At 66.2% G+C, this 24,578-nt stretch carries 23 protein-coding genes; 7 read left to right on the forward strand and 16 right to left on the reverse strand.

The features are described from left to right. Nucleotides 1–217: 217 nt before the first annotated feature. The 5 genes from E0E39_RS14055 to E0E39_RS14075 all read left to right on the forward strand — a co-directional run bounded on the left by E0E39_RS14055 (nucleotide 218) and on the right by E0E39_RS14075 (nucleotide 4,515). Entirely contained in the window at nucleotides 218–517 is a 300-nt protein-coding gene (locus tag E0E39_RS14055; protein WP_130875311.1) for a hypothetical protein, read from the forward strand. Further along, a complete protein-coding gene (locus tag E0E39_RS14060; protein WP_130875312.1) occupies nucleotides 514–1,863 on the forward strand; it encodes a hypothetical protein in 1,350 nt (449 codons plus the stop codon). The genes E0E39_RS14055 and E0E39_RS14060 overlap by 4 nt, the downstream gene beginning before the upstream one ends. Next, a complete protein-coding gene (locus E0E39_RS14065) occupies nucleotides 1,860–2,333 on the forward strand; it encodes a hypothetical protein (protein WP_130875313.1) in 474 nt (157 codons plus the stop codon). Before E0E39_RS14060 ends, E0E39_RS14065 begins: the two co-directional genes overlap by 4 nt. A gap of 63 nt (nucleotides 2,334–2,396) precedes the next feature. Then, entirely contained in the window at nucleotides 2,397–2,981 is a 585-nt protein-coding gene (locus E0E39_RS14070) for a TetR/AcrR family transcriptional regulator (protein ID WP_165444819.1), read from the forward strand. A gap of 40 nt (nucleotides 2,982–3,021) precedes the next feature. Continuing rightward, nucleotides 3,022–4,515: a carboxylesterase family protein gene (locus tag E0E39_RS14075; protein WP_130875315.1), complete on the forward strand. Its 1,494-nt coding sequence runs from the start codon at nucleotides 3,022–3,024 to the stop codon at nucleotides 4,513–4,515. A gap of 9 nt (nucleotides 4,516–4,524) precedes the next feature. On the opposite strand, the gene E0E39_RS14080 is transcribed toward E0E39_RS14075, so the two are convergent. The 12 genes from E0E39_RS14080 to E0E39_RS14135 all read right to left on the reverse strand — a co-directional run bounded on the left by E0E39_RS14080 (nucleotide 4,525) and on the right by E0E39_RS14135 (nucleotide 17,190). After that, a complete protein-coding gene (locus E0E39_RS14080; protein ID WP_130875316.1) occupies nucleotides 4,525–5,541 on the reverse strand; it encodes a LacI family DNA-binding transcriptional regulator in 1,017 nt (338 codons plus the stop codon). Between the two features lie 92 nt (nucleotides 5,542–5,633). After that, nucleotides 5,634–6,584 (reverse strand): sugar ABC transporter substrate-binding protein, encoded by a 951-nt coding sequence (locus tag E0E39_RS14085; protein WP_130875317.1) that lies wholly within the window; start codon nucleotides 6,582–6,584, stop codon nucleotides 5,634–5,636. Nucleotides 6,585–6,620: 36 nt separating this feature from the next. After that, nucleotides 6,621–7,589, reverse strand: a complete 969-nt coding sequence (locus tag E0E39_RS14090) for an ABC transporter permease (RefSeq protein ID WP_130875318.1) — start codon at nucleotides 7,587–7,589, stop codon at nucleotides 6,621–6,623. Continuing rightward, nucleotides 7,589–9,118, reverse strand: a complete 1,530-nt coding sequence (locus E0E39_RS14095; protein WP_130875319.1) for a sugar ABC transporter ATP-binding protein — start codon at nucleotides 9,116–9,118, stop codon at nucleotides 7,589–7,591. The genes E0E39_RS14090 and E0E39_RS14095 overlap by 1 nt, the downstream gene beginning before the upstream one ends. Before the next feature lie 114 nt (nucleotides 9,119–9,232). Then, nucleotides 9,233–10,024: a TIM barrel protein gene (locus E0E39_RS14100; protein ID WP_130875320.1), complete on the reverse strand. Its 792-nt coding sequence runs from the start codon at nucleotides 10,022–10,024 to the stop codon at nucleotides 9,233–9,235. Next, nucleotides 10,021–11,046 (reverse strand): Gfo/Idh/MocA family oxidoreductase, encoded by a 1,026-nt coding sequence (locus tag E0E39_RS14105; RefSeq protein WP_130875321.1) that lies wholly within the window; start codon nucleotides 11,044–11,046, stop codon nucleotides 10,021–10,023. The genes E0E39_RS14100 and E0E39_RS14105 overlap by 4 nt, the downstream gene beginning before the upstream one ends. A gap of 152 nt (nucleotides 11,047–11,198) precedes the next feature. Further along, nucleotides 11,199–12,272, reverse strand: a complete 1,074-nt coding sequence (locus E0E39_RS14110; protein WP_130875322.1) for an alkene reductase — start codon at nucleotides 12,270–12,272, stop codon at nucleotides 11,199–11,201. A 71-nt stretch (nucleotides 12,273–12,343) separates the two neighbouring features. Continuing rightward, entirely contained in the window at nucleotides 12,344–12,925 is a 582-nt protein-coding gene (locus tag E0E39_RS16655) for a DapH/DapD/GlmU-related protein (RefSeq protein WP_281275601.1), read from the reverse strand. Between the two features lie 56 nt (nucleotides 12,926–12,981). After that, the gene (locus tag E0E39_RS14120; protein ID WP_207302514.1) at nucleotides 12,982–13,557 is read right to left on the reverse strand and encodes an RloB family protein; all 576 of its coding nucleotides are present in this window, start codon (nucleotides 13,555–13,557) and stop codon (nucleotides 12,982–12,984) included. Nucleotides 13,558–13,598: 41 nt separating this feature from the next. Next, a complete protein-coding gene (locus tag E0E39_RS14125; protein ID WP_130875323.1) occupies nucleotides 13,599–14,918 on the reverse strand; it encodes an AAA family ATPase in 1,320 nt (439 codons plus the stop codon). 158 nt (nucleotides 14,919–15,076) lie between these two features. Further along, entirely contained in the window at nucleotides 15,077–15,565 is a 489-nt protein-coding gene (locus E0E39_RS14130) for a GNAT family N-acetyltransferase (RefSeq protein WP_245988346.1), read from the reverse strand. A 233-nt stretch (nucleotides 15,566–15,798) separates the two neighbouring features. Then, nucleotides 15,799–17,190 (reverse strand): CotH kinase family protein, encoded by a 1,392-nt coding sequence (locus E0E39_RS14135; protein ID WP_130875324.1) that lies wholly within the window; start codon nucleotides 17,188–17,190, stop codon nucleotides 15,799–15,801. A 153-nt stretch (nucleotides 17,191–17,343) separates the two neighbouring features. Here E0E39_RS14135 and E0E39_RS14140 point away from each other — a divergent pair, with 153 nt between their 5' ends. Beyond that, complete coding sequence (locus E0E39_RS14140; RefSeq protein WP_130875325.1) at nucleotides 17,344–19,026, forward strand: DUF262 domain-containing protein; 1,683 nt, start codon at nucleotides 17,344–17,346, stop codon at nucleotides 19,024–19,026. Continuing rightward, nucleotides 19,023–20,231, forward strand: coding sequence for a type II toxin-antitoxin system HipA family toxin (locus E0E39_RS14145; RefSeq protein ID WP_165444821.1), 1,209 nt, complete (start codon nucleotides 19,023–19,025; stop codon nucleotides 20,229–20,231). Before E0E39_RS14140 ends, E0E39_RS14145 begins: the two co-directional genes overlap by 4 nt. A 14-nt stretch (nucleotides 20,232–20,245) precedes the next feature. Here the strand turns inward: E0E39_RS14145 and E0E39_RS14150 are convergent, their stop codons facing one another. The 4 genes from E0E39_RS14150 to E0E39_RS14165 are packed head-to-tail and all read right to left on the reverse strand — an operon-like array spanning nucleotide 20,246 to nucleotide 24,529. Then, nucleotides 20,246–21,547 (reverse strand): alpha-L-fucosidase, encoded by a 1,302-nt coding sequence (locus E0E39_RS14150; protein WP_130875327.1) that lies wholly within the window; start codon nucleotides 21,545–21,547, stop codon nucleotides 20,246–20,248. After that, entirely contained in the window at nucleotides 21,537–22,379 is an 843-nt protein-coding gene (locus tag E0E39_RS14155) for a carbohydrate ABC transporter permease (RefSeq protein WP_130875328.1), read from the reverse strand. Before E0E39_RS14155 ends, E0E39_RS14150 begins: the two co-directional genes overlap by 11 nt. After that, the gene (locus E0E39_RS14160; protein WP_207302515.1) at nucleotides 22,369–23,298 is read right to left on the reverse strand and encodes a carbohydrate ABC transporter permease; all 930 of its coding nucleotides are present in this window, start codon (nucleotides 23,296–23,298) and stop codon (nucleotides 22,369–22,371) included. The genes E0E39_RS14155 and E0E39_RS14160 overlap by 11 nt, the downstream gene beginning before the upstream one ends. Before the next feature lie 4 nt (nucleotides 23,299–23,302). Then, nucleotides 23,303–24,529, reverse strand: coding sequence for an ABC transporter substrate-binding protein (locus E0E39_RS14165; protein ID WP_130875329.1), 1,227 nt, complete (start codon nucleotides 24,527–24,529; stop codon nucleotides 23,303–23,305). Nucleotides 24,530–24,578: the final 49 nt, after the last annotated feature.

Here is a 24,578-nt window from a genome sequence, read left to right on the forward strand (position 1 = left end):
ACCGTCCTCACATACGGACTCACCCCAACAGGCTAGAACACCCCCGATTAGTGCACACCACACCAACCAAAACCCCTAGCCAACACCCCCTCCAACCCCAAAAACACCAAACATGAGCCAAGTCAGGTCAATAAGAAATGAATCAACACCTCAATTCGTCGTCAACTATCAAGGAGGAACATCAAAGGCCCTAGGGCTACCTTTCGCAGGATTTGGCATGCTCGCCCTGTTCTTGGGAGACTATTTCAAATACCTCCATCCCCTGCTCGTGGGTTTCATTGGGGGAACAGGAGTCCTGTGCATACTAGTCTGGCTCTCGAGTTTCTTGATCAGGTTCCCCAGGTTCCTCACCCCAGCCTGGTACCGGCGGGCCCTGAAAGCCAGGGTCCCGCGACACGACCCCCATCTCATGGGAAAATTCAAGGCACTCCCCAAGGAAACCCAGAAACAGCTGGTCCTGCTTCGACGGGAGCACGAGGCCACACTGAACAAAACCTCAGGACCCGGGACGTCGTGAATCCCACCCTGAGCGGCACCTGCTTCGCCTTCGACGTACCCGCCACCTGGAGGGTAGAGATGAACGACGGGCTGGTAACCGCCGTCTCGGATGAGTCGTTCGCGGGTTTCACCCCGAACGTCGTGCAGCGGGAATGGCGGGTGAAACGCCCCGTCCGATCTTCCTTGGCGCGGGCGTCGTGGGCGAATCTCCGGGGGATCTCCCGGGAGCGAACCGTCCTCCACGTGGAGGCGATTCCCGACCGGAGGGCCAACGCGGACATCCGCGAGCGCCGCCGGTTGTGGGCGTTCTCCGCGCCGGACGTTGCCGGGGGTGACGCCGAATCGCCCGGCTTGTTGATGATCCGCGACCTGCTGGTGGCCGGGAAGGCGCTGGCGGAGCTGACCGTGACCGTGCCCTGGCACACCTGGCGTCGCGGCGGTGTCCACGAGACGATCCTGGGCAGCCTCCGGCCCCTGCCACGCAAAGAACGTGGGCTTCCCCGCGAGGTGCTGACCGCCGATGCGCTCCTCTGCGACGAATGGGCGGAGCGGCGCGACGACGCGCCCCGGGAAAACCTGGCGATCCTCGAACCACCCGAACTCCGGCCTGCCATGCCCCATTCCCCTTGGCGGACCGAACCCGTCGATGCCGCACCGGCCATCCCCTGCCTCTCCACCAAGGTCGTCGAACTCCCGGAGAAGGCCTTCAGGGCCTTCGACGACCTGGCGTCGCCCGACCGCTCCGCGAAGAACGCAATGCTGTCCTACACCGGCTGGAAGCTGGCGCGAGCGGGGTTGGTGGAATGGAACGGCGTGGCCACGGAGCTGGGGGCACGGGTGGCCCGGCACCTGCGACACGGGCGGCACATGGCTTTGCAGGTGAAGAGCTCCCCACCGAGGCTGCTGACCTTCTGGATCGACGGCCCGAGCGCCCTGGCCGTCCTGTCCTTCATCTGCCCACGCACCAATTCCGACAGAAGCGCCCTCGGTTTCTGCCCCACGGAGCGGATTCCCCGGGTCCTGCTGGAGCTGATCGGTTTCCATCCCGCCTGGGACATGCGTTTCCGCTACACCGTGACGCGACACGAACTGCTGGCAAAGCTGCTCGCCGACATCCCGCCCGGCGCCGCGACCCGGGGGGACGCCGTCGCATTCTCCGCGCAGCGCTGGGTTCCCATGTCCCTGCTCGGCCCGGACGGGGAGCCGGCGCTCACCTGGGTGATGACCCCGCACCGCGGGGCGGCGATCCTGCGGAACCGGACGGAAACGAACGAGATCACCGTGACCAGCAACCCACGACGCCCCTTCTGGAAGCTTCTCCTGGAGGCCTCGACGCGACTCACCCGGGAGGGTTCCGGCTCATGATCCTGCTTGATTCCGCACGGCACGGCGCCGCTTCCCCCGAGGTCACGGGTCTCCTCCTGGGATTCCTCGGTCTCCTGGCGGTCTGGGGAGGGGTGCGCATCCGGAACGCGAGGATCCCGGATTTCGTCACGACCTACACCGGCCGGGCCTCCGGTGCCCTTTCCCTGCCGTTCACGGGGATCTGCCTGCTCTGCCTGGGCATCGCCGGTGTCGGGAACTCGTTTCCCTCGTGGGTGAAGGGGCTGATCGGCCTGGTTTTCCTTCCCACCGCGGCCCTCGCGCTGCTGGGCACGCTCATCTGGTTCCCGCGTTTCCTGCTGCCCGCCTGGTACCGGAGAGCCGCCAAGGCGGGGGTTCCCCGCAACGACCGTCATCTCATGGGCTGGTTCAAGCAGCTCTCCGAGAACGACCAGAAGGAGCTGGTCCGGTTGCGTGAGGAACACCGGGCCCGGACATCCCCCGCCGATTGACCCCGCGACCCACAGGAGATAACGTCGTTACTGAACATGTCGTCATCAGCGCGTGGAGGGGTCGTGAGTCGCAGCTCGGAACTGACGAGACAACGCATCCTGCAGGCCGCCTCGGAGGAGTTCCGGGCCCACGGTTTCCAGGAGGCCAGCATGCGGCGCATCGCGCAGGTCGCGAAAGCCACCACGGGTGCGATCTACCACCACTTCCCCAGCAAGGAGCTGCTCTTCGACGCGCTCGTGCACGAACCCACCGAACAGCTGTTCGAGCTGTGGGTCAGCCTCCACGATGCAGCGGGAACCAGCACCCTCGAATCCCACCGCCGCTCGACCGACGACACCGACACCGTTCTCGCGTTCGTCTACGACCACATCGACGCGTTCCGGTTGGTTTTCCGGCACGCGGCAGGCACGAAGTACGAGGACTATCCCGAGCGGTTGATCGCCGTCGAGGAGGCGACGTATCGCCTCCTCCCCGGATTCGACAAATCCCCCGCGGACGAGCTCTTCCTCCGCACCGTCGCGGCCTCGGGCGTCGATGCGTTGCGCAGAGCGGTCGAACACGACCTCTCCCGCGAGGAGGCCCGGAAATACGTGAACAGAACCAGGGAATTCCGCCTGAACGGCTGGCTGGGCCTGGCAGCCGCCTGAAAAAGACCACGAGCAACAACACAACGCCCCGGAGGGCACAATGATATTCGAGACGACGTTCGGCAGGGTGACCTCGGAGGGGGTCGGGGTGTCCAGAAGCGGGAAACCCATCCAACGCTTCCTGGGAATTCCCTATGCACGGGCGGAGCGATTCCAGGATCCCGAACCCATCTCCCCCGTCAAGGGGCAGGTCGTCAATTCAGGAAAAGGACACTGCTTCCCCCAGCGCATGCCATCCACGTTCATGAACCATTTCCTGAAGAATTTCCAGCTCCGACGGGAATGGCAGCCCCGGGAGGATGTCCAGGGCGAGGACTCCCTGCGCGTCAACGTCTGGACCTCCGAACTGGAGAGCCAGAAACCGGTGCTCGTCTTCCTCCACGGCGGTGACTGCGGATCCGGCACGACCCCCGTCTACGACGGCGCCCACCTCGCCGAGCAGGACATCGTCGTGGTCACGATCACCTACCGGATCGGGCTGTTCGGCCACCTCCACGTGGTCGACGGGGACCGAATCAGCTGCGACCGCGCCCTCCTCGACCAGCAGATGGCCCTGCGCTGGATCCGAACCCACATCTCGGAACTCGGCGGCGACCCGGACAACATCACCCTGATGGGGCACTGCGGCGGAGCCTTCTACGCCCTGCACCAGATCCTCAACCCCTACAACCGGGACCTCTTCCATCGCCTGATCCTGTGCAGTGGACAATGCGTCACCCCCCTTCCCCTGGTCCCGGAGAAGGAACGCGAGGCATTTCAGGAGTTCCTCTCCACCAATCGCCTCGCCGGCTATTCCGAACTGGCCTCCTTACCCCCGGAGAAGATTCTCAAGCTCAAGGCACCACACACTTTTCTCTCCACAACCCTGGAGAAATCGTTCTTTCTGGGAGATCCCCTCGAGTCACTGGAGGAGGGATATTTCCCACGCATCCCCGTCATCATCGGAACGACGTCCGACGAACTGTCCATGCTCGAAATTCCCATGCTGTACAAACGCTTGGGAATCGCGACCAGCAAATCCAAGTTCCCGGCCGCCGTCGAGAAAATGTTCGGCCCCCGGGCGGGAGAGATCGCGGAGGCCCTGCGTCCGGAGGCGGACGACGTCGCCGACCTCCAGATCAAGATGATGGAGCTGGTGATGTTCCACGGCCCCGCCCTCAACCTGATGGACCGGTTCTCGCGTTTCACCGACATCTACGGGTACCGCTTCGAGTACATCCCGCAGCTCTACCGTGGGTTGCGCGGCGCCTTCCACGGCGCGGAGGTCGCGATGTTCTTCGACAACCTCGACAGGATGAACGTGCCGATCAACAGCGAGAACAACTTCGGCATCACCACGATCCAGCAGGACTGGTTGTCGTTCCTCTACGAGGGAATCATCCGCGAACGCTCCTACTTCGACTCGGAGGACACCATCACCCACTATCGGGGCCAGCCCAAGGACATCGACTTCCCGCACGCCGATCTCCTGCGGGACCTGGAGGGAACCGACCTCGCCACCCGGCTGTTCAACACCTTCATGCGCCACCGCTGAGGGGCCGGATCATCGGTCCTCGGGGGAATCCATCGCCCGGCCCGTCGACTCGCGGATCACCAGTTCCGGCTGGGTGACGATCTCCAGCGCCTCCGACCGCTCCCCGGCCTGGGTTATCGCCCGGTCGACGGTGGCCGTCGCCAACGCCTCGTAGGTCTGCGCCAGGGAGGTCAGGGGCACCCGCGTCGTCACCGCCCGGCGGGAGTCGTCGTAGCCCACCACCGACAGGTCCTCCGGGACGCGGCGCCCCAGCACCGCCGCCGCCGACAGCACCCCCGCCGCGCACTCGTCGTTGAACGCCAGGATGCCGGTCGGGGCCGGTCCCGAGTCGAACAGCGCCATCGTGGCGGCGTAACCGTCCGACTCCTCGATGCCCCCGGCCACCACCCGGATGCCGGATTCCAGCCCGTGCCCGGTCATGGCCTCGCGGTACCCGGCGCGCCGTTCCGGGGCCCCCGCCTGCGTGCCGCCGTCGACGTGCGCGATCCGCCGATGCCCCAGCGAGACCAGGTGATCGACGGCCATCGCCTCGCCCGCGTGGTCGTCGGAACGCACCACGTCGACGCCGGAGACCCCCTCCAGGCGGCGCGCCACCGCCACCACCGGGACGTCCCTGGCCAGGGCGGCGACCTCCTGCGCGGGCATCGTCGGTCCCAGCAGGATCACCGCCTCGCAGCGCTTGTCCAGCAGCGTCGCCGCCGCCCGTTCCTCCGAGCGCCCCGGCAGGTGCGCGCTCAGCACCAGGTCGATGTCCTTGCCGAAGGAGGCCTGGTACAGGTGCCGCACCAGGTCGGCGTGGAACGGGTGCGAGATCGCGAAACTCACCCCCAGCAGGCCCGAGTTGCTGCGCCGCAGCCCCCGCGCCAGCCAGTTCGGCTGGTACCCGATCCGGTTCGCCACCTCCTTCACCCGCTGCCGGGTCTCCGCCGACGCCCCCGGGGCGTCGCGCATCACGATCGACACCAGCGCGACGGAGAACCCGCTGGCCTCCGCCAGGTCGACCAGTGTGGGGCGTTTCGCTGCCATCGGTTCCCTCCCCCGACGCGCCGGTGGCCGGGAGGGTCCCCGGCCACCGGCGCTGGTTCTGTGGAGACCCCGCGGGGCCTCTCGACGAGTTGCTAGTCCAGAGTATCGACGTTTCCGGCGGTGATCAGTTCCGCCCTGGTGACGGTGTGCGTCGGAAGGTTCTTGCCCGCCATCGCTTCGAGGGCCGCGTTGATGGCCCCCTCGGCCTGGAGCTTCGGGTACTGGGCGACGGAACCGACGAGGGTACCCGCCCTGATGGCGGCGATGTCGTCGCTGGACGCGTCGAAGTCGTAGACCGCGATCCTGCGGGTGATGCCGCTCTGCTGGATCGCCTGGACGGCCCCCTGTCCCATCTCCGCGTTGATCGCCCACACGACGTCCACGTCCGGGTTCGACTGCAGGATGTTCTGCATCACGTTGAACGCCTGGTGGCGGTCGTTGTTGGCGGTCTGGGAGGCAACGATCCTGAACTTCGGGTCCGCCGCCACCTGGTCCTTGAACCCGTCGAGCCGTTGCTGCAGGGCGCTCACGCCCGCGATTCCCTCCAGCAGCACGACGTTGCCGCCCTCGGGATGCCTGGCGACCGCGTCCTCACCGGCCAGTTTGGCCGCCGCGTACTGGTCGATCCCGACGTAGGTGGCGACGTGGCCGCCGTAGGTTTCCAGGGCCTCCGGCTCGATGGTGTCGTTGACGAGGATCACGGGAACCCCCGCCTCGTTGGCCCTGACGATGGCCGGTATGAGGGCCTGCGAGTCGGCGGCGGACAGGATGATGGCGTCCGCCTTCGACACGAGCGCGTTCTCCACCATCTGGATCTGCCGTTCCACGTCGGTCTCCTTCTCGGGCGACTGGAAGCTCAGCTCGATGCCGTTGGCCGCCGCGTACTCCTCGGCGCCCTTCTTCATGTTGATCCAGAACTCGTCGGTCATGGCCTTGACGATGTAGGCGATCCTGGTCACACCGTCCTCGGACCTGGAACTGCCCGCGCAACCCACGGCGGCGAGCACCGCGACCGCCAGGAGGAAGGTCACGAATTTTCTCATCTTTCTTCTCCTCTTCCGGTTCGTGGGACGGGGCCGTCAGGAACGTTCGCGGTTGCGGAAGGCGTCCACCAGGACGGCGATCAGGATGATGAAACCGATGATGAGCTTCTGCAGGTAGGACGAGACGTTCAGCAGGTTCAGCCCGTTGCGGATGACGCCGATGATCAGGGCGCCCATCAGGGTGCCCCAGATCGATCCCTTGCCGCCCAGCAGGCTGGCCCCACCGATGACGGCCGACGCGATGGCGTCGAGTTCGTAGTCCTGCCCGGCGATGGACTGCGCCGAGTTCAGCTTCGCCACCAGCACCACCGAGGCGATGCCCGCGAGGGCACCGGAGACGGTGTAGGCCAGGGTCTTGTACTTGAACACGTTGATGCCGGAGAGCCGGGTGGCCTCCTCGTTCCCGCCGACGGAGTACAGGGCCCGCCCGAAGCGGCGGTATTTCATGAAGTAGTAGGCGACCACGTAGAGCAGCAGCATGAACACGATCTGCACCGGGATGGTGGTGCCGGGGATGGTGCCGTTGCCCAGCCAGGTGAAACCGGGCGGGTAGCCGCTGATGGTGCGGCCCCCGGCCAGGGTCAGGGCCGCGCCGCGCGCGATGCTCATCATGCCGAGGGTCGCGATCATGGGTTGCAGCTTGAAACGGGAGATCAGCAGGCCGTTGATCGTGCCGCACACCGACCCGAGCGCGATGCCGAGGAGCGCCGCCAGCCACGGATTGACCCCCATGTCGACCACCAGGATGCCCATCACGATGCCGCTGAAGGCGACGACGGAGCCGACGGACAGGTCGATGCCGCCGGTGAAGATCACCATCGTCATCCCGAGCGCCAGGATGGCGTTGACGGTGACCTGCTGGAGGATGTTGATCAGGTTCTGCGGGTCCCGGAATGCCGGGGAGATCGCCGAGAGCAGGACGGCGAGTGCGATCAGCACCGCCGCCGAGGTGAGATTGGTGCTGTTGATCCGGGGCAGTTTCGCCGCGGTTTCCTTGGTGTTCATCAGGCCTCCTCGCCCGTCGTCCTTCCGGTACGCGCCCCGGTGGCGTAGGCGACGACGACCTCTTCGCTGAGGTCGCGCATCTCGTCGCCCTCTATCAGTGCCGTCATGTTCCCCTCGTGCATGACGTAGATGCGGTCGCTGATCCCCATGCACTCGGTCAGCTCCGACGAGACGACCACCACGGCCTTCCCGTCCTGCTTGAGCCGGTTCATGATCCTGTAGATCTCGACCTTCGCCCCGACGTCGATCCCGCGGGTCGGTTCGTCGAAGATGAACACCTCGGAGTCGGTGTTGAGCCACTTCGCGAGCACGACCTTCTGCTGGTTGCCGCCGGACAGATTCCGGGCGAGCTGCTTCAGCGACGGGGTCTTCACCCGGACCGACTCCGCCAGCTCCCGGTTGTGTTCGTTCTCCTTGCGGAAGTCGAACCCGAACCTGCCCATGGCGCTGGCGAAGTTCGCGAGGGTGATGTTGGCGTTGATGTCGAAGTCCAGGATGAGCCCCTGCTGTTTGCGGTCCTCCGTCAGCAGTGCGATTCCCTTGCGTTTCGCGTCCATCGGGTTGCGGATGCGCACCGGTTCGCCCGCCACCAGGATCTCGCCGGAGTCGCAGCGGTCGGCCCCGAAGGCCACCCGCATCAGCTCGGTGCGGCCCGCCCCCATCAGCCCGTAGAGCCCGGTTATCTCCCCGGCGCGCGCGGCGAAGGAGACGCCCTTGAGCACCTCCCCGCGCCGGATGTCGCGCAGCTCCAGGAGCACCTCCCCCGCGGCGGTCTCCACCCTCGGGTAGTAGTCGTCCATCTCGCGGCCCACCATCATGGTCACCATCTCGTCGATGGAGAGCTCGGCGGTGGGCCGGGTACCGACGTTGGCGCCGTCGCGGAAGACCGTCACCCGGTCGGCGATCCGTTTGATCTCCTCGAGACGGTGGGAGATGTAGCAGATGGCCACGCCCCTGGCCCTGAGGTCCCGGATGTTGTCGAACAGCGCATCCACCTCCTTGCCGGTGAGCGCCGCCGTCGGTTCGTCCATGATGATCACATCGGCCGAGAAGGACAGCGCCTTGGCGATCTCCACCATCTGCATCTGCCCGACGCTCAGCGACGAGACGAGTTCGCGTTCCGAAATGAGGGTGTTGACGCTGTCCAGGAGCTCGCGCGCCCGCCGGTTCATGGCGGCCCAGTCGATGCTTCCCGCCCGGTTCGTGGGCTGCCGACCCAGGAAGATGTTCTCGGCCACCGTCAGGTTCGGCAGCAGCTCCATCTCCTGGAAGATGATGCTCACCCCGCGTTCCCGCTGCTCCTGGATGCTGCGGGAGACCACCCGCTCCCCCTTGTAGGTGATGGTGCCCTCGTAGTTGGTGTAGACGCCGGCCAGCACCTTCATGAGGGTGGACTTCCCGGCCCCGTTCTCCCCCATCAGCGCGTGCACCTCACCCGGTCTCAGGTCGAAGTTGACGCCCTTCAGGGCGAGAACACCGGGGAACTGCACCTTGATGTCACGCATCTCGACGATGCAATCGTCACTCATGACTCCTCCACAGACTTCACACGGACCGGCGTGGTCGCGGTGATCGGTTGGGTGGGCCGGGCGTTGTCGCAGGGAGGGCGAACGCCCGGCCGGGGACGGCCCGGGGCCGTCGTTTCACTCGGCCTCCGGGGTGAAGGCCCGGACGAAGGCGTCGATGGCCGCGTCCGGGTCGTCCTTGGCGAAGGCCTCCAGGGCGACGGTGCCGTCGTAGCCCATCTCCCGCAGGGCGGCCGCGACGGCCGGGTAGTTGATCTCCCCGGTGCCGGGTTCGCACCGGCCGGGCACGTCGGCCACCTGGATCTCCCCCACCCAGGGCAGCGCCCTGCGGCAGAGCTCGATCAGGTTTCCCTCCCCGATCTGGGCGTGGTACAGGTCGAGGTTCATGCGCAGCCCGGGGGAGTCGACGGCGGACACCAGCGCCAGGGTGTCCTCCGCCCGCGCGAACGGAGTGCCGGGGTGGTCCACGGCCAGGTTGAGGTTCTCCAGCGTGAAGACCCGGCCCTCGCGTTCACCCAGCGCGGCGAGCCGCTGGAGGGTGAGGGTGGCCCTCGCCCACATGGCGCCCGTGACGGTGTCGACGGGCCGCACGGGCAGCCCCCGGCCGTCCAGCCCGGTGCCGTGGAGGTTCAGGCGGGGGCAGCGGAGCCTCTCCGCCACCCGCAGCGACTCCTCCGCCGTCGCCAGCAGCTCCGGGATGGCGTCGTCGTCGGTGAGGTTGCCACGCAGGTAGCCGGTCATGGACACCACCTCGGCGTCCATGGCGGCCAGCTCGTCGAGGTCGTCCAGGTGGTTGCTCCAGTCCCAGATCTCCACCTGGAGACCGCGGTCCGCGATCCGGCGCACCCGCTCCAGGAAGGGCAGGCCGACGTGGACGGTCTCGGCGCTGACGGCCAGCCGGATGCTCATCGGTCCACCTCCGAGATCTCGACGGGACGGTTCTCCTCGACGGACCTGATGCAGGCCAGGGCGATCTCCAGCGCGCGGCGGTTGTCCTCCCCCGTCGGGACGGGTTCGGCGGGGTCGGCGATGGCGCGGGCGAAGGCATGGAACTCGTCCCGGTAGGAGGAGTGCATGAGCTCGGTGTCGGCGCGGCCGGTGCCGGCGGAGACGCCGTCCGCCAGGAAGGCGGTCATGGAGGTCAGGCGGACGTCCCCGGCGGTGACCATTCCCGCGCTGCCGAACGCCTCACCGCGCACGTCATATCCGTAGAGGGCCGAGAAGCTGGCCTCGGCCACCGCCATGGAGCCGTTGTCGTAGCGGATGGATGTCGAGGCCGTGTCCAGGAAACCGGTGTCGCGGTGCTCGGGGACCACCAGCGCGTCCGCGCGGGCGAAGACGGAGGTGGCCCTCGCCCCGGGGTTGAAGAAGTTCAGCAGGTCGAAGTCGTGGATCAGGGTCTCGTAGAAGATGGTCCACCGGGGGACCTTCGTGGGGTCGGCGGTGAAGGGACCGGGGTCGCGGGTGAGGGAGCGCAGCTGCTGGACCTGCCCGATGCGGCCCGCGGCGATGGCCGTGTGGGCGGCCGCGAAACCCGGGTCGTAGCGGCGATTGAACCCCACCTGCAGGACGACCCCCGCGGTCTCGGCCGCCGCCGTCAGCAGGTCGTTGTCGGCGACGGTGAGGGCCATGGGTTTCTCGACGAACACGTGTTTGCCCGCCTCGATCGCCGCGGCGGCCAGGTCGACGTGGGTGCGCGCCGGGGTGGTGATGACCACGGCGTCGACATCTTCGTCGGTGGCGGCGGCCACCGGATCGGTCCCGGCCCGCTCCACCCCGAGTTCGTCGGCCAGCGTCCGGGCGATGCCGGCCACGGGGTCGGCGAGCAGCACGAGATCTAGGCCGTGGACCTCACGGTGGATGGTCCGGGCGTGGTGGGAACCGATCCGGCCGGTCCCCAGCAGTGCGGTGCGATATGGGTTTCCTGTCATGTCTCCTCCGAACAGCCATGTTCTAGAAGGTTCTAGTAACTCCTACTCTAGAACCTTCTAGCTGGTTGCGCAAGCGCACCACGGCGCCGGACATGACGGTCAGAGCACGGTGCGCACGCCGGCTCCGGCTCCACCAACGTCAGAGTGGAATCTCAGCCCTGGAGTACCGGGTAGTCGGTGTATCCGCTGGCCCCGCCGCCGTAGATCGTCTCCTGGACCGGGACGTTCTCCGGGGCTCCGGTGCGCCAGCGCTCCACCAGGTCCGGGTTGGCCAGCACGGGCCTGCCGACTCCCACGGCCTCGGCCACCCCATCGGCGACGAGGGTGGCCGCGCCGTCCCGGTCCGTCACGGTCCCGAAGCCCCGGTTCACCACCAGCGGGGCGCCGATGGTGCGACGTATCCCCTGCACCAGCTCGCAGGAGGGATCGATGTGGAGGATGTCGACGAAACCCAGGCCCAGCGGGGCGATTTCCCGGGCGAGGTGCTGGTAGGTGGCCTCGACGTCGGCGGGGGCGGTTTCCTCGATGCCCTGGATATTGTGTTCCGGCGACAACCGGATGGAGGTGCGCTCCCCGCCGATCTCGGCGGCGACGGCCCGCGTCACCTCGGCGGCCAGGCGCGCCCGCCGGTGCGGGTCGCCGCCCCATTCGTCGTCGCGCATGTTGGTGTTGAAGGCGAGGAACTGGTGGATCAGGTAGCCGTTGGCGCCGTGGATCTGGACGCCGTCGCACCCGGCGTCGACGGCGTTGCGTGCCGCCCGGGCCCAGGACTCGATGATCCGTTCGATCTCGGGTCCCGTGAGGGGTTCGGCCGGGACGTAGTCGACGCGCCCCGAGGCATTGTGCGTGTACCCGGGTGCCGTCGTCGCACTGGCCGAGACCACCCGCCCGGTTCCGTTGATCGTCGGGTGGCTGAGCCGCCCGGCGTGCATGATCTGCATGACGACGGTGCCGCCGCGCGCGTGCACCGCGTCGGCAACCTTCCGCCACCCCGCAGCCTGCCCGGCTGTCTCGATGCCGGGCTGCCCCACCCAGGTGCGCGCCGCCAGGTCGGGGAACGCCCCCTCCGTCACGATCAGCCCCATCGATGCGCGTTGCGCGTAGTACTCGGCGACCATGTCGCCGGGAACGCCGTCCCGGCCGCAGCGGAGCCGGGTCATGGGCGCCATGACGAGCCGGTTGCGCAGCCGGTAGGGGCCGAGGTCACAGGGGGAGAAGAGATCCATGGGGACCATCCTCACCCCTTTGTGCGGTCCGGACAACAGCCCAAGTCCGAGCGGTTTCCCGCGGCACGTTCTCAGGTGTCGATGGTCCGGATGACCTTGGCGGGGACGCCGCCGACGACGGTGCGGGGCGGCACGTCGCGCGTGACCACGGCCCCCGCGGCCACCACCGCCGCGTCGCCGATGGTCACACCCGCCAGGATGGTGGCGTTCGATCCGATCCACACCTTCTCCCCCAGGGTCACGGGGGCGGGGTGGAGGTCGGCTCGCCGCTGCGGGGAGAGGTCGTGGTTGAGGGTGGCGATGACGACGTTGTGGCCGATCAGGCTGCCGTCGCCGATGCGGATTCCTCCCTGGTCCTGGAACCGGCATCCCGAGTTGATGAACACTCCCCTGCCGACGTGGATGTTCTTGCCGCAGTCGGCGGTGAAGGGTGGGAACAGCGTGAAGTCGTCGGGCACGTCGGCCCCGATCAGCCGGGAGAACAGCCTGCGCAGCTCGGCGGGTTCGTGGTAGCTCCCGTTGATCTCCGCGCACAACCGCAGGGCGTCCTGAGCAAATGCGTGGATCAACGCGAAGATCTCGTCGCCGGCCCGCACCGGCTCCCTGGTGGCCATGCGGGCCCGGAAACGTTCGATGTCCCGGGTGCTGCTCATCGTCGCCTCTCCCTCGGTTCGTCCTCCGACCGTCAGGCTACAGCCCGGCCTTCCGGTCATACCCCGGGATCGCCCATGAGCAGTCCGAGCCGTTCGAGGAGACGCGGAACCGCGGTCGACGGACTCGGCCCCTGCTCATTCGCCCCGGGGATGGTCGCACCCGTCAGGCAGCACCGTCGCGCCGCATCCGGGGCCGCGTCGTAAGGAAAGTCCTTCGGAAGGTTCTTGGCCGCCGCCCCGGTGAGTCCGGTCAGTCGCACGTAATGCCTCTTGGCGTCCTCTTGGTCCCGGTATTTCCGCACCCTTTCGTAGTGCGCGTTCAACCACACCTCGAAACACGGCGTGGAGACGATGCCGAACATCCGCGTCCCACGCACCTTCCGGCAGGCGTCGAGGAAACCCCGCCGATCCTTCCCGTCGTGGTCGACGACGATCCAGACCTCGTCGTATTCATCCAGTCCTCCTTGGCTCCTCGTGAGATTCCTGACGATGGTCTCTGGTTCCTTGCCGTTTTCGCCTTTGACCGTTATGGAGAGGTTGGCGTCGCGAGGCACGATGCGGCGGATTCCCTCCAGATAGCTCTTCTCGGTCTTCTCCCCGTTGGTTATGAGCAGGATCGTCGTCCGGGTCACACGGGGCGCGGCTCGGCGCCGAGGTTTCCCACCCATCCGGGTCATTCCGCAACGCCGGTGGATGTCGTGAGGGCTCCCGGCAGATCGAACAGTTTCGACAGGTCAATAGTGGGCAGAGCGCCAAAGCGACCAGCCAGATAGCGTTTTTGTTCGTTGTTTCCGGGACGCGAATCGAAATCTGCGAGCGAGTAGAGCTCGCTGGCGCCGTCTTGTCCTTTTTCCGTGAACCAGATCTCGCCGGATTCCAGGCAGCGTTCTGGATGGTTTCCCATGAGTGATGTGTCATGGGTGGAGAAGAGGATCTGGGCTCCGGTCCGGTTGATGTCGGGGTCCTTGAACATGGTCACCAGGGCTGCCGCCAGAACTGGATGCAGGCTGGCGTCGAGTTCGTCGATGATGAGAAGCGCGTCCCGCGCCAGGACGTCGACGGCGGGGGCCGCGGCGGCGAGCCACGTGATCGTGCCATCGCTCTGGGCGCCGAGGCCGAGCTCGAATTTCTCGCCATCGATGCCGACGTGAGTGAACACGAGTGATCTCACGATCGGATCGACGGCATCTCCGGGAATTTCTCCCGGTTCGTCCACCGCCGCGGAAAGCATGGCGCGGATTCGCGCCAGCACGTTCGGGGGAACCTGTTGTTCCTGGACCTCGACTCCGGCAATGCCCAGATCGGCGACGGCCGCGAGCGCATCAATGATTTCTTTCCATCTGGCCGGCGCCTCCACCATCCGTGACATGACCCACTGCAGCCGCTGTTGTTCGTTGTCGTTCTCCCGGCGAATGGGGAAAAGAGCCGCGCCTCTTCGCAGACCTCTGGCTATGGGTTGAAGAGTGGTGTGGCGATAGCGCGCGGCAACCGCGAGCATGAGATCGCCGGGTGTGAGTATGCGCCTCACCTCGGCGGTGGGGCCCTTGACCGATGCACCCACCCGCACATCCGTCTCGGCGTCAGGGCCGCGTTGCTCCCGGACGAACAGAAGGCGCCGAACGCCCTTGGGGTAGGCGGCGAGGGATTCCGAGCGCACACCCCAGGGGGCGGCCTCGACAACGTAGTGGTAACGCACGCCATCGGTCACGAAGTTGGTCTCGTACACGGTGGGCCGTTCCGGAGCAACCGCGGCGTGAGGCTGATAGAGGGGCGTTCCCGGTTCAGCCACGGCGGCACCCAGATGGGCCAGGGCTGTCAAGAGGGTCGACTTGCCCGATGCGTTCGCCCCGTAGAGTGCCGCCACACGGTAGGTGACGTCCTCCCAGGTCTGCGGCGCCTTCGGTGTCTGGGTGCGCAGGCTCGGCCGCACGAAGGACAGCTGGGCCGACTCCGCGAAGCACCTGTAGTTGGAGACGGTGAAGTCGAGCAGCATGACTGCCACACTACCAGCAGATCACAGATTTGAGCCATTCTCGGAATATTTTTCCCAAATTAGGACTTCCTTGAGGGCTTGTCTGGCGATTTTCCGTCTTCAAGGCAGCCCGCGTCGATGCCAGCGAAACCGTCGCACGAGCACGACGGCGTGCATCCTCAGCCGGTCAGGTCCCTGGTCATGACGAGTTCGTCGCCCTGCTCGTGGTGGTCGGTGAAACCGGCACGCCGGTACAGGCGCAGCGCGGGATTCGCCTTCTGCACGGACAGGGACACCCGTCGATGGCCGAGGGTTCGCAGGTGGTCGAGCAGCCGATCCATCAGGGCCGTACCGATTCCCCGGCCGCGATGTTCGGGCAGCAGCGAGATCGACAGCAGCGGGGTGGTGTCGTCGATGTGGCCGTACGTCCTGGCGATGCGCGCCCACGCCGCCCCGACCACCGTCCCGTCGACCTCCGCCACCAGGCAGTGATCATCGGGGCGGGTACCGAAACCCTCGATGAACGCGGCGAGCTCGGGTTCACGGATGATCGAACGCGGAATCTCGCCGTCGAAGTCCTCGGGGATGAAGATCGCCTCGTACAGGAAGTCCTCGAGCAGCGGATACTCCGCCTCCCGCATCTCCCGGATCACGGTTCCCGTGGGCACGGTCGCCTCCCTTCACGTCGGATGGCTCCACCCCGGTAGGGCACGAGTTGAAGTCCAAGTGTCGCACGCCTGGACCGTCATCTCCCGTCGCCCCCGCGGTTCGCTGGCCTTCCCGTCGAACGCCTGTCTTACCAGCGGAAACGCCTGTCCTACAGGCAAACGCCAGCGCTACAGCGCAAGCACACGACCACAAGGCAGGCGAACCCCGGGAAGACGTCGGCGGGAGGCGGCTTCTACGTGGTGAAGTAGGCCGCGATCGTTTGCTTGTCGGCCTCCACGGCGGACTGCTCGATCAGGGAACCGGCCTGGTCGGTGAGAACCTTGGCGCGGGCGTCGAGAACGGTCTGGGCCACCCCGGAGGTGTAGAGCTCCTGCTTGAGACGGTCGCGTTCCGCCGACACCCTGGTCTCGCCGTCCATGAGCGAATTGAACCGGTCCACCAGGGCGTTCGCCTTCGTCTGACTCCCGCCACCGCCGGGGTTCTGCCCCGCCGCCGGAGGCTGCTGGCCCCCGGCACCACCCGGCGGCTGTCCGGTTGGCGCCTGGCCGTTCGACGGCGCACCCCCGTCACCCGGTGGCTGACCGCCCCCGGGCTGCTGGCCGCCGCTCGGAGGCTGTCCCTGATCCTGGCCACCCCCACCAGGAGGCTGCCCACCACCGCCCTGCCCCTGCTGCCCGGCCCCCGGTTTGAGGCCGAAGGCGCAGTTGTGGTCCCAGGCGACCACGGTCATCTGGTTGGCCTGCTCCGCCCACCACAGGAAGGAGTTGTTGCCGGGGCCGGTGATGTCGTCGAAGTTGTCGATGACGTCCTCGAAGGCCAGGTAGGTGACCAGTTTGTCGACGTCGACCCGCTGCGCCAGCCCCGACTGGAAATCGGCGTCGCTGGATTCGTTGATGAACTGCAGGAACTCGATCAGCGGGGTGAGGTTCGCCTCCCCGGTTTCCTGGTCGAAGACATCCTTGTACGCCGACTCGTCGGTGCCGCGGTAGCTGTAGTCGCCGGTGGATTCCGCCTTGTACAGCAGCCCCGCGACGTCGAAGTTCTGCCCCACCCAGGATTCGTCGAGGTCCTGGCAGGTCAGCCGCAGCACCGGGTCGGAGCCGTTGACACTGAGGCTGATGTGGGCGGCCTTCTCGCTGGCCAGCCCGGTTTTGGCGAGCAGGTCGAGGGCCACCGCCTCGTTCAGGGCGGAGGTCGACGAGCTGGCGCGGATCACCATGCGGGTCATGCCGTCGTGGTTCGCGCCGTCGACGAACTTGTCGAATCGCACGAGCCACGGGAGTTTCTGCGGTTCACTGTCGGCGGAGATCCCCTGCAAGGACGAGTTCCCCTTCAGTTTCAGGCCGGCCTTCTCGTGCGCGACCCCGTCGACGGTGACCGTCGCCTCGATCCAGTTCTTGGTCTGGTTCGAGGTGTAGGCGGTGATCATTTCCTGATAGGCGTTCTGGTCGACGGTGATCTCCACGGAATGGAGCGAGTCCGGGTCGAGGTAACCGTCGGCGACCTTCCCGCTGGAGGCGCCCGATGACGTCCCCCCGGACGAGCCGCACCCGGTCAGGATCACCGCCCCGACCGCACCCAGTCCCATCGCCGCGAACACACCGCGACGAGAAATCCTTTTCATGAATCCTCCTGCTCCTGTCTGGGGATTCCATGAAGCCTGTTGGCCCTGAGTCGCGGCCCAGCCGACGCTGTGCCTTGGCTGTCAATCCAGCAGGCAGCATCCGAGGAGGTGGGACGTGCCAGAATCGTGAGGACACCTCACGAAGGGAAGAACATGACCTCGGCCACGGACCCGCACCCCGATCTGCTCGCCGAACCCAGCGCCCGGACGTTCCCGCTGGCACAGCTCGTCTCCCTGATACGCGAGGGGAAGGTGCGGATACCGCACTTCCAACGTGGTCTGCGGTGGGGAACACCGGATGCGGTGGCGCTCATCGACAGCGTGCTGCGCGGCTTCCCTATCGGCAGCCTCCTGCTGTGGCGACGCCCAGCGCCGGCGGAGACGATCAGGCTCGGAAACGTGGAGATCAACGCCCCTGAGCAGAGCGATGCCCTGTACGTGGTGGACGGGCAGCAGCGGCTCACCACTTTCCTGAACGTGTTCGACCCAGTGCATGGCCTGGATGGCGAGTTCGCACTCGTCTACGACCTCAGAACCCGACCGTTCAAGGTACGAGCGCGTACCGGGAACGAGTCGGACGCCCACGTCATCCCACTGCCGGTGCTGTTTGATCTGGGAAAGCTATTGACCTGGACCCGGGACCGTCCCCAGTACCTGGATCAGATTGACGAGATCAATTCCGCTACGCAGCGACTGCGGGAGTTCCACGTCCCCGCCTACGAGGTGCGTTCCCAGGACGACAGGGTGCTGCGCGAGATCTACGACCGCATGAACAACGCGGGTAAACGCCTCACCCGGGCCGAAACCTTCCGCGGGCTCTTCGCGCCCGAGGAGAACGCGATGAAGGCCACAACCTTCGAAACCATTCAGGAGGAGATCCGCGAACGCCTACGCTGGGGAAACATCGATCTGGATACCATTCTGCACGCCTTCCTGGCCACCCGGGGACCTGACGTGTACCGGGATATTCACCTCGAGTTCAGCGATGAGCGAAAGCGAAAGGCCGAGTTCCCGGATGAAAACAATGAGGAAGCACACCAAAGGGCCCTGCAAGCCTTGGAGAGCGCAATTGATTTTCTGAGAAATAAAACAGGGGTTCCTCATTTCACCTTCTTGGCCTATCGCTTTCTTCTTGTGGTGGCAACTCGTTTCTTCACACATTTTCCCGCCCCCAGCCAGCGCAATCTCGAACTCTTGAAACGCTGGTATTGGAGAACCACCATGACCGGCCCGACCTTGGGCAGCGGAGGAACCACTGGAATTGTGCGTTCCCTGACTTCTTGCATTCTTCCCGAAGAAGAGAGCGAGTCGGTTCAGCGGCTCTTGAAAACCGTGACCGACAAACCGAGATATTCTCCGAAGGCAGCGACCTTCGGATCGAACCGCGCCTCCGGACACATCATGTTGTGCGCACTGTGGGCCAAAGGTCCACTGTCACCAGACACGGGCTCGCCCTTCACAGACGAGGACCTGGCCCTGGAGATCGAGCAAAGTTCAAGCCCTAGGCCGGCGTGTCCGGAAGTGTTCCCGCGAACCGCTCTCCCCGAGGAGTTGCGCAACTCTTTGGGGAATCGTGTCATAGCACCAGGAATACCTTTGGAGGCAGTACGCGAGATCCCGACTTCAGAGGACCAAGTACGCGATTCACATTTCTTCAGGAATTCATCCGACCCCCAGCAAACGGTCCGCGATCGCCAAGAAATGCTGCAACGCCACATCGACGATTTCTTGAGGTCGCATGCATCTTGGGACATCGATGACTCCCCGCCCCTCGCATCACTGGACTTGGATTCTGAACCCGAGGAGGACCCCGACCCCCAGGACGCCCTGTGGTGATCGAGGGTTTCCAGGTTCAGCTAACCGGACACACCGTCGCCCACCTCTACGCTCGGGGTGACCACACCTGGCTGGAATGGCAGCAGGGTTACTGGGATGACCCGGACAGGCCCGTCCTGGGATTGTTCTTCGAGGATCAGCCCAGCAGACGCGTGGCCTCCGCGCTGCGGTTGCCGCCCTGGTTCTCCAACCTCCTGCCGGAGGGCAGGCTCAGGCAGTGGGTGGCGCGGGACGCCGACGTCAACGAACAGCGCGAGATGCGCCTGCTGGTGCGCCTCGGCAACGGGCTTCCAGGAGCGGTGGTCATCACACCGGTCGATGGGCAGGCCGATCCCTTGTGGCGCCCGGAGGAAACGCTCCCTCCACCGCCGCCTTCCCCGGGTGATGGTCTCCTGCACTTCAGCCTAGCCGGGGTGGCACTCAAGTTCTCGCTGCTCCAGGAGGGTGACCGCCTGACCCTGCCCGCCGGCAATCGGGATGGGGACTGGATAGTCAAGATGCCCGACGCGGTGTACCCGGAAGTGCCCGCCAACGAGTTCGCGATGATGACGCTGGCCGGGCTCTGCGGAATCGATGTTCCCGAGATCCGGTTGTGGCACCGCGACGACCTTCCGAAGTTGCCCGACGCAGCGTGGCCGGAAGGACAGGAATGGGCCTACGCTGTGCGGCGCTTCGATCGCGACGGCAACCGGCGCATACACATCGAGGACCTGGCCCAGGTCCGGAACTTCTACCCGGAAGACAAGTACCGCGGCTCGTTCGAGACCGCCGCCGCCCTGATTCACCGCAGGTGGGACAAGAAGTCATATCTCGAATTCGTTCGCAGGCTGTTCTTCAGTTTCGCCATCGGCAATGGCGACATGCACCTGAAGAACATCTCACTGATCTACCGCGATCCCCGTCGCCCGGTCATTTCCCCCGCCTACGACCTGGTTTCGACGGCCCCCTACCTGAACGACCCGGAGGATCTCGGCCTCAAGCTCGGCCGGTCCCGGCGTTTCGAGGAGGTTTCCCCGGAGTCCTTCGAGCTGCTCGCCCGCAGAGTCGGCGCACCGGTCGGGGAGACCATGGATGCGGTCACCCGGGTGGCGAGGAATCTGGAAGGGGCGTGGGCCCAGACCTCGCAGCTGCTGGCACCGCTTCCCCGGCACCGCGACTGGCTGGATCGGCGAATACCCGAGATCGCTCGTCATTTCAGCGGCTGAGCACGCCCCGACGCTCAGGTCAGTTCCACGACCGCCGGGCCCGGGCGGTCCTCGGCGCCGGTCAGGGTCCCGTCCTCCAGGGAAGCCCACTCCGGGGTCAGCAGTCTCCCTGCCGCGATGGCGACGGGGACATCGGCGTCGATGAACAGCAGGCGGGAATCCCCGACGCGACCCAGCCGCGTCCAGGCGCCCTCGACCTCCAGTTCGCCGTCGGCGACGAGGTCGGGCAGCCACCTACCCGCGACCCGCATCCAGCGCCCGATGCCACGGAGGATCTCCGACTGCCATCCGGGTAGCGTCCCGTCGGCCTTCGGACCCACCCCCAGCAGCATCCGGCCGCCCCGCCACACGATGTCGACGAGGTGTTTCATCAGCTCCAGCGGGGTCATGGCGTGTTCGGGGCCCTCGACGGAGTTGTACCCGAAGGACAGCCCCACCCCGCGGCAGTGCTCCCACACCGCCGCGTTCTCGCACTGCTGGAGGTGCTGGTACTCGCTGGTGGCGTAGTCCTGGTGGGGCACCTGCCAGCGGTCGTTGACGAGGCCCTCCGGGTTGGCGGCGTAGTACTCCTCGAACACGGTGCCGATCCCATCGGGCCCGAAGTCCTTGCCGGCGTCCGGCCAGTTGATGTCGTTCCACAGCACGTCGGGGTTGTAGCGGGCGATGAGGTCCCGCACGTGCCCGGCTGCGTAGGAGGCGTAGCCCTGGTCGAGGGGTCGTTCGGTCAGGTCCCAGTCGTCGCGCAGCCCGATCGGAACCGTCGGCGCGGCGTGCCAGTCCAGGCCACCCGAGTAGTAGGCGCCGAACCGCATCCCGGCGCGCCGCGCGGCGTCGGCCCACTCCCCCACGAGGTCACGCCTCGGTCCGCGACGCACGGTGTTGCGGTCCCCGGTGCCGGGCGCATCCCACAGGCACACGCCGTCGTGGTGTTTCGTGGTGACCATCACGTACGACCCCCCGGCCGCCACCAGTTCGGCGACGGCCGCGTCGGCGTCGAACCTCTCGGCCCGCCAGGCGTCGAGGAAGTCGTCGTAGTCACAGCCGCCGTGCACCTCCGCGTGGTGCCGCTGCGCGGGGCTGCCGTCCAGCCGGATGGTGTTGTGATACCACTCGGCGTAGGGGTTGTGACGGAACCACTGCGTCGGCGGGATCTCGCCGAGCTCCGCGACGGGCTCCCCCCACGCGGGCACCGAGTACGGCCCCCAGTGGATGAAGAAACCGAGCTTGGCGCGCCGGAACCACTCCGGGGTGGGACGCGCCAACGCCTTCCAGCGCTCGGCGTCGCGTTCGAATTGTTCCTCCAGGTCAGCGACCACCGAATCCTCCTATGTTGAGTCCCTTCGCCAGCTGTTTCTGCATCGCCACCACGATCACGAGGCTGGCCAGCACCGCGATCGTGGACGCCGCCATCAGCGGCCCCCAGTCCGTGCCGCGTTCACCGGTGAACATGGACAGGCCGAGCTGCAGCGGGGCCTTGTCCGTGCTGTTGATGATGATCAGCGGCCACAGGAAGGCGTTCCAGTAGTCGATGAAGGCGAACGCCGCCACCACCGCGATGGGGCCGCGCAGCAGCGGGATGATCACGTGGAACAGGATCTTCACCTGGCCCGCGCCGTCGATCCGGGCTGCCTCCTCGTAGTCGCCGGGAAGCGACAGCAAGAACTGCCGCAGCATGAAGGTGCCGAAGGCCCCAAAGGCGAAGGGCAGGACGATCGCCGGGTAGGAGTCGACGAGCCCGAAGGCGTCGGCCCCCAGGAACAGGGGAATGACGAGCACCTCGATGGGCAGCACCAGGGTGGCGATGAACACCGAGAACAGGGCAGAGCGTCCGGGAAACTCCAGGCGCGCGAAGGCGTAGGCGTTCAGCACGGAGACCACCACGGTGATGAGGGTCCCGACGAGCGCGTAGGCGAAGGTGTTGACCAGGATCTGTCCGAACGGGATGGAGCTGAAGGCCTCCGCGAAGTTGTCCCAGCGCACCGCGTCGCCGAGCAGGGCGGCCCCGGTGGACAGCACCTGGTTGCTCGGTTTCAGTGCGGAGAAAAGCATCCACACGAAGGGCGAGACGAACCCAACGGCCACGACCACCAGCAGCGTCTTCGAGACGATCTTCCCCCAGCGGCGGGGGCGGTTCTTATCAGGAGTCATAGTTCACCCACCTCTTCTGGCCGACGAACTGCAGCGCCGTGACCAGCATCACCAGCACGAACAGCACCCACGCCAGCGAGGACGCCAGGCCGAGTTTGTCGTAGGAGAAGGCGCTGCGGTACAGGTACAGCACCAGGGTGTTGGTGGATTCGCCCGGCCCGCCCCTGGTGAGCATGAACGGCTGGGTGAACACCTTGAAGGCCCCGATCACCGTCATCACGGAGGCGAAGAACAGCGACGGCGAGAGCATCGGGAAGGTGACCCGCCAGAACCGGCTCCACGCGGTGGTGCCGTCGATCTTGGAGGCCTCCATGATCGCGGGGTTGATGTTGTTCAGACCCGCGGCTAGCACGACGATGTTGTAGCCGACCGCCTGCCACAGCGACATCATGATCAGCGAGACCATCGCCCAGGTCGGGTGCCCCAGCCAGGAGGGTCCCGTGATGCCGATGGCCGCCAGCATCCCGTTGATCACGCCCTGGTCGTCGAGCATGACCCGCCAGATAAGGGCATTGGCCACCATGGGGGTGACGACGGGGATGAAAAACAGCACCCGGAAGAACGGCGCCCAGTCGGGCAGCGAATGCAACCAGACCGCGATGCCCGTCGAGACCACGAGGTTCACGGCTGTGTAGCCGATCGCGAACACCAGGGTGTTGCCCAGGACCGTGTAGAACGCCGGGTCCTCACCGGAGAGCAACCGCGCGTAGTTTTCCACACCGACGAACTCGGGGTCCCCGTAGAGGGGCCAGTTGTGGAGGCTGATCGCGATGGAGGCGATCAGCGGTACCACAATGAAGATCAGGAAGCCGCTCATGCCCGGAGCGAGGTGGAAGAAGGCCAGCAACCGCTGGTTGACGCCGGGTTTGCGGGCCTTCCTCACCGTGCTTCGGGGCGACGGCGTGGCCGTCGTCGTCATGGGGTCAGTTCACCGACTTTTCGATGGTTCCCAGGATGTCCTCGGCGGTGCGGGTGCCGCGGGCACCCTCCGGGGAGTACTGGGTGAACTGGGTCACCACCTGGTTCCAGGTGGAAGTGGTCACCAGCGGCTGCCCGTCCGCGAGGAGCGTCTTCATGACCTCGGCGTCCTGGGCGGGCTTGCCCTCGGCCCAACCCGACAGCGCGGAGTCGATGGAGGGGACTGTGCCGCGGTTCTTTCCGACGTAGGCCACGACCTCGGGGGTGGTCATCTTCATGATGTTCTGGAAGGCGGCCTTCTTGTCGGGACATTTCGCGGAGATGCCGAAACCGGAGCCCTGGATCATGCCGACGGGTTTGCCGCTCTTTGAGGGGACGACGGCCACCCCGACCCCGTTCTCCATGCCCTGGCGGATCGTCGAGTAGAACCACGGGCCCTCGATCACCATGGCCACCTTCTTGGCCTGGAAGCCCTGCATGGGCACGTCGGTGGTGTCGGCGGGGTTAGGGGCGGCGGCGACGTTCTCCTTGCCGACCAGGTCGAAGGTCTGCTGGATGTCGGCGACGAAGCCCGGGTCGGTGATGTTCAGCTTGCCGTCCTTGACGGGCACGTTGCCGTTGGCGAAGGCGAACGGCAGGTAGGGGTAGCTGATGTCAGGGGCGACGGCGAAGCCCTGCACACCATCCTTGGTCAGCGCCTTAGCGTCGGAGAGGAACTGCTCGTAGGTGTAGTCAACGCCCGGTTCCTTCAACCCGGCCTGGGCAAACATGGTCTTGTTGTAGAACAGCACCATCGGTTCGGCGTCGTAGGGGATGGCGCGGACCTTCCCGTCGACCGTCATGCCCTGCATCATGGCCTGGTTGTACCGGGTCAGGTCGAGGCCGGCTTCCTTGGCGAGATCGTCGAGCGGGGTGAGGAGTTCACCGAGCTCCTGGGCGCGGGCGGCCTGCGTGGTGACGATGCAGGGCGCGTCAGCCGACGACATGCGGGTCTTGATCTTGGTCCAGTAGTCCTGGAAGCTGGGGCCCTCGATGTCGAGCTTGAAGTTGGAATCGGTTTCCTGGACGCCCTTGACGAAGGTGTCCCACTGGGCGCGGTCGGATTCGTTGGACACCCAGGTGTACATCTTGCTCGCCTGCGCGCTCTTGTCCTTGGAGCCTCCTGAACAGGCCCCGAGCCCGAGGGCCAGGGTGGCACACAGCAGCGCGGCTGCTGCACGACGGTACTTCATACGAACTCCCTTGTCGTAATCGGTCGGTCTCCGGAACGGCAGGGCTGCT

Origin of the sequence: [Pseudopropionibacterium] massiliense, assembly GCF_900607225.1 — a bacterium.
In the GTDB taxonomy this organism is placed as follows: Bacteria; Actinomycetota; Actinomycetes; order Propionibacteriales; family Propionibacteriaceae; genus Arachnia; species Arachnia massiliensis.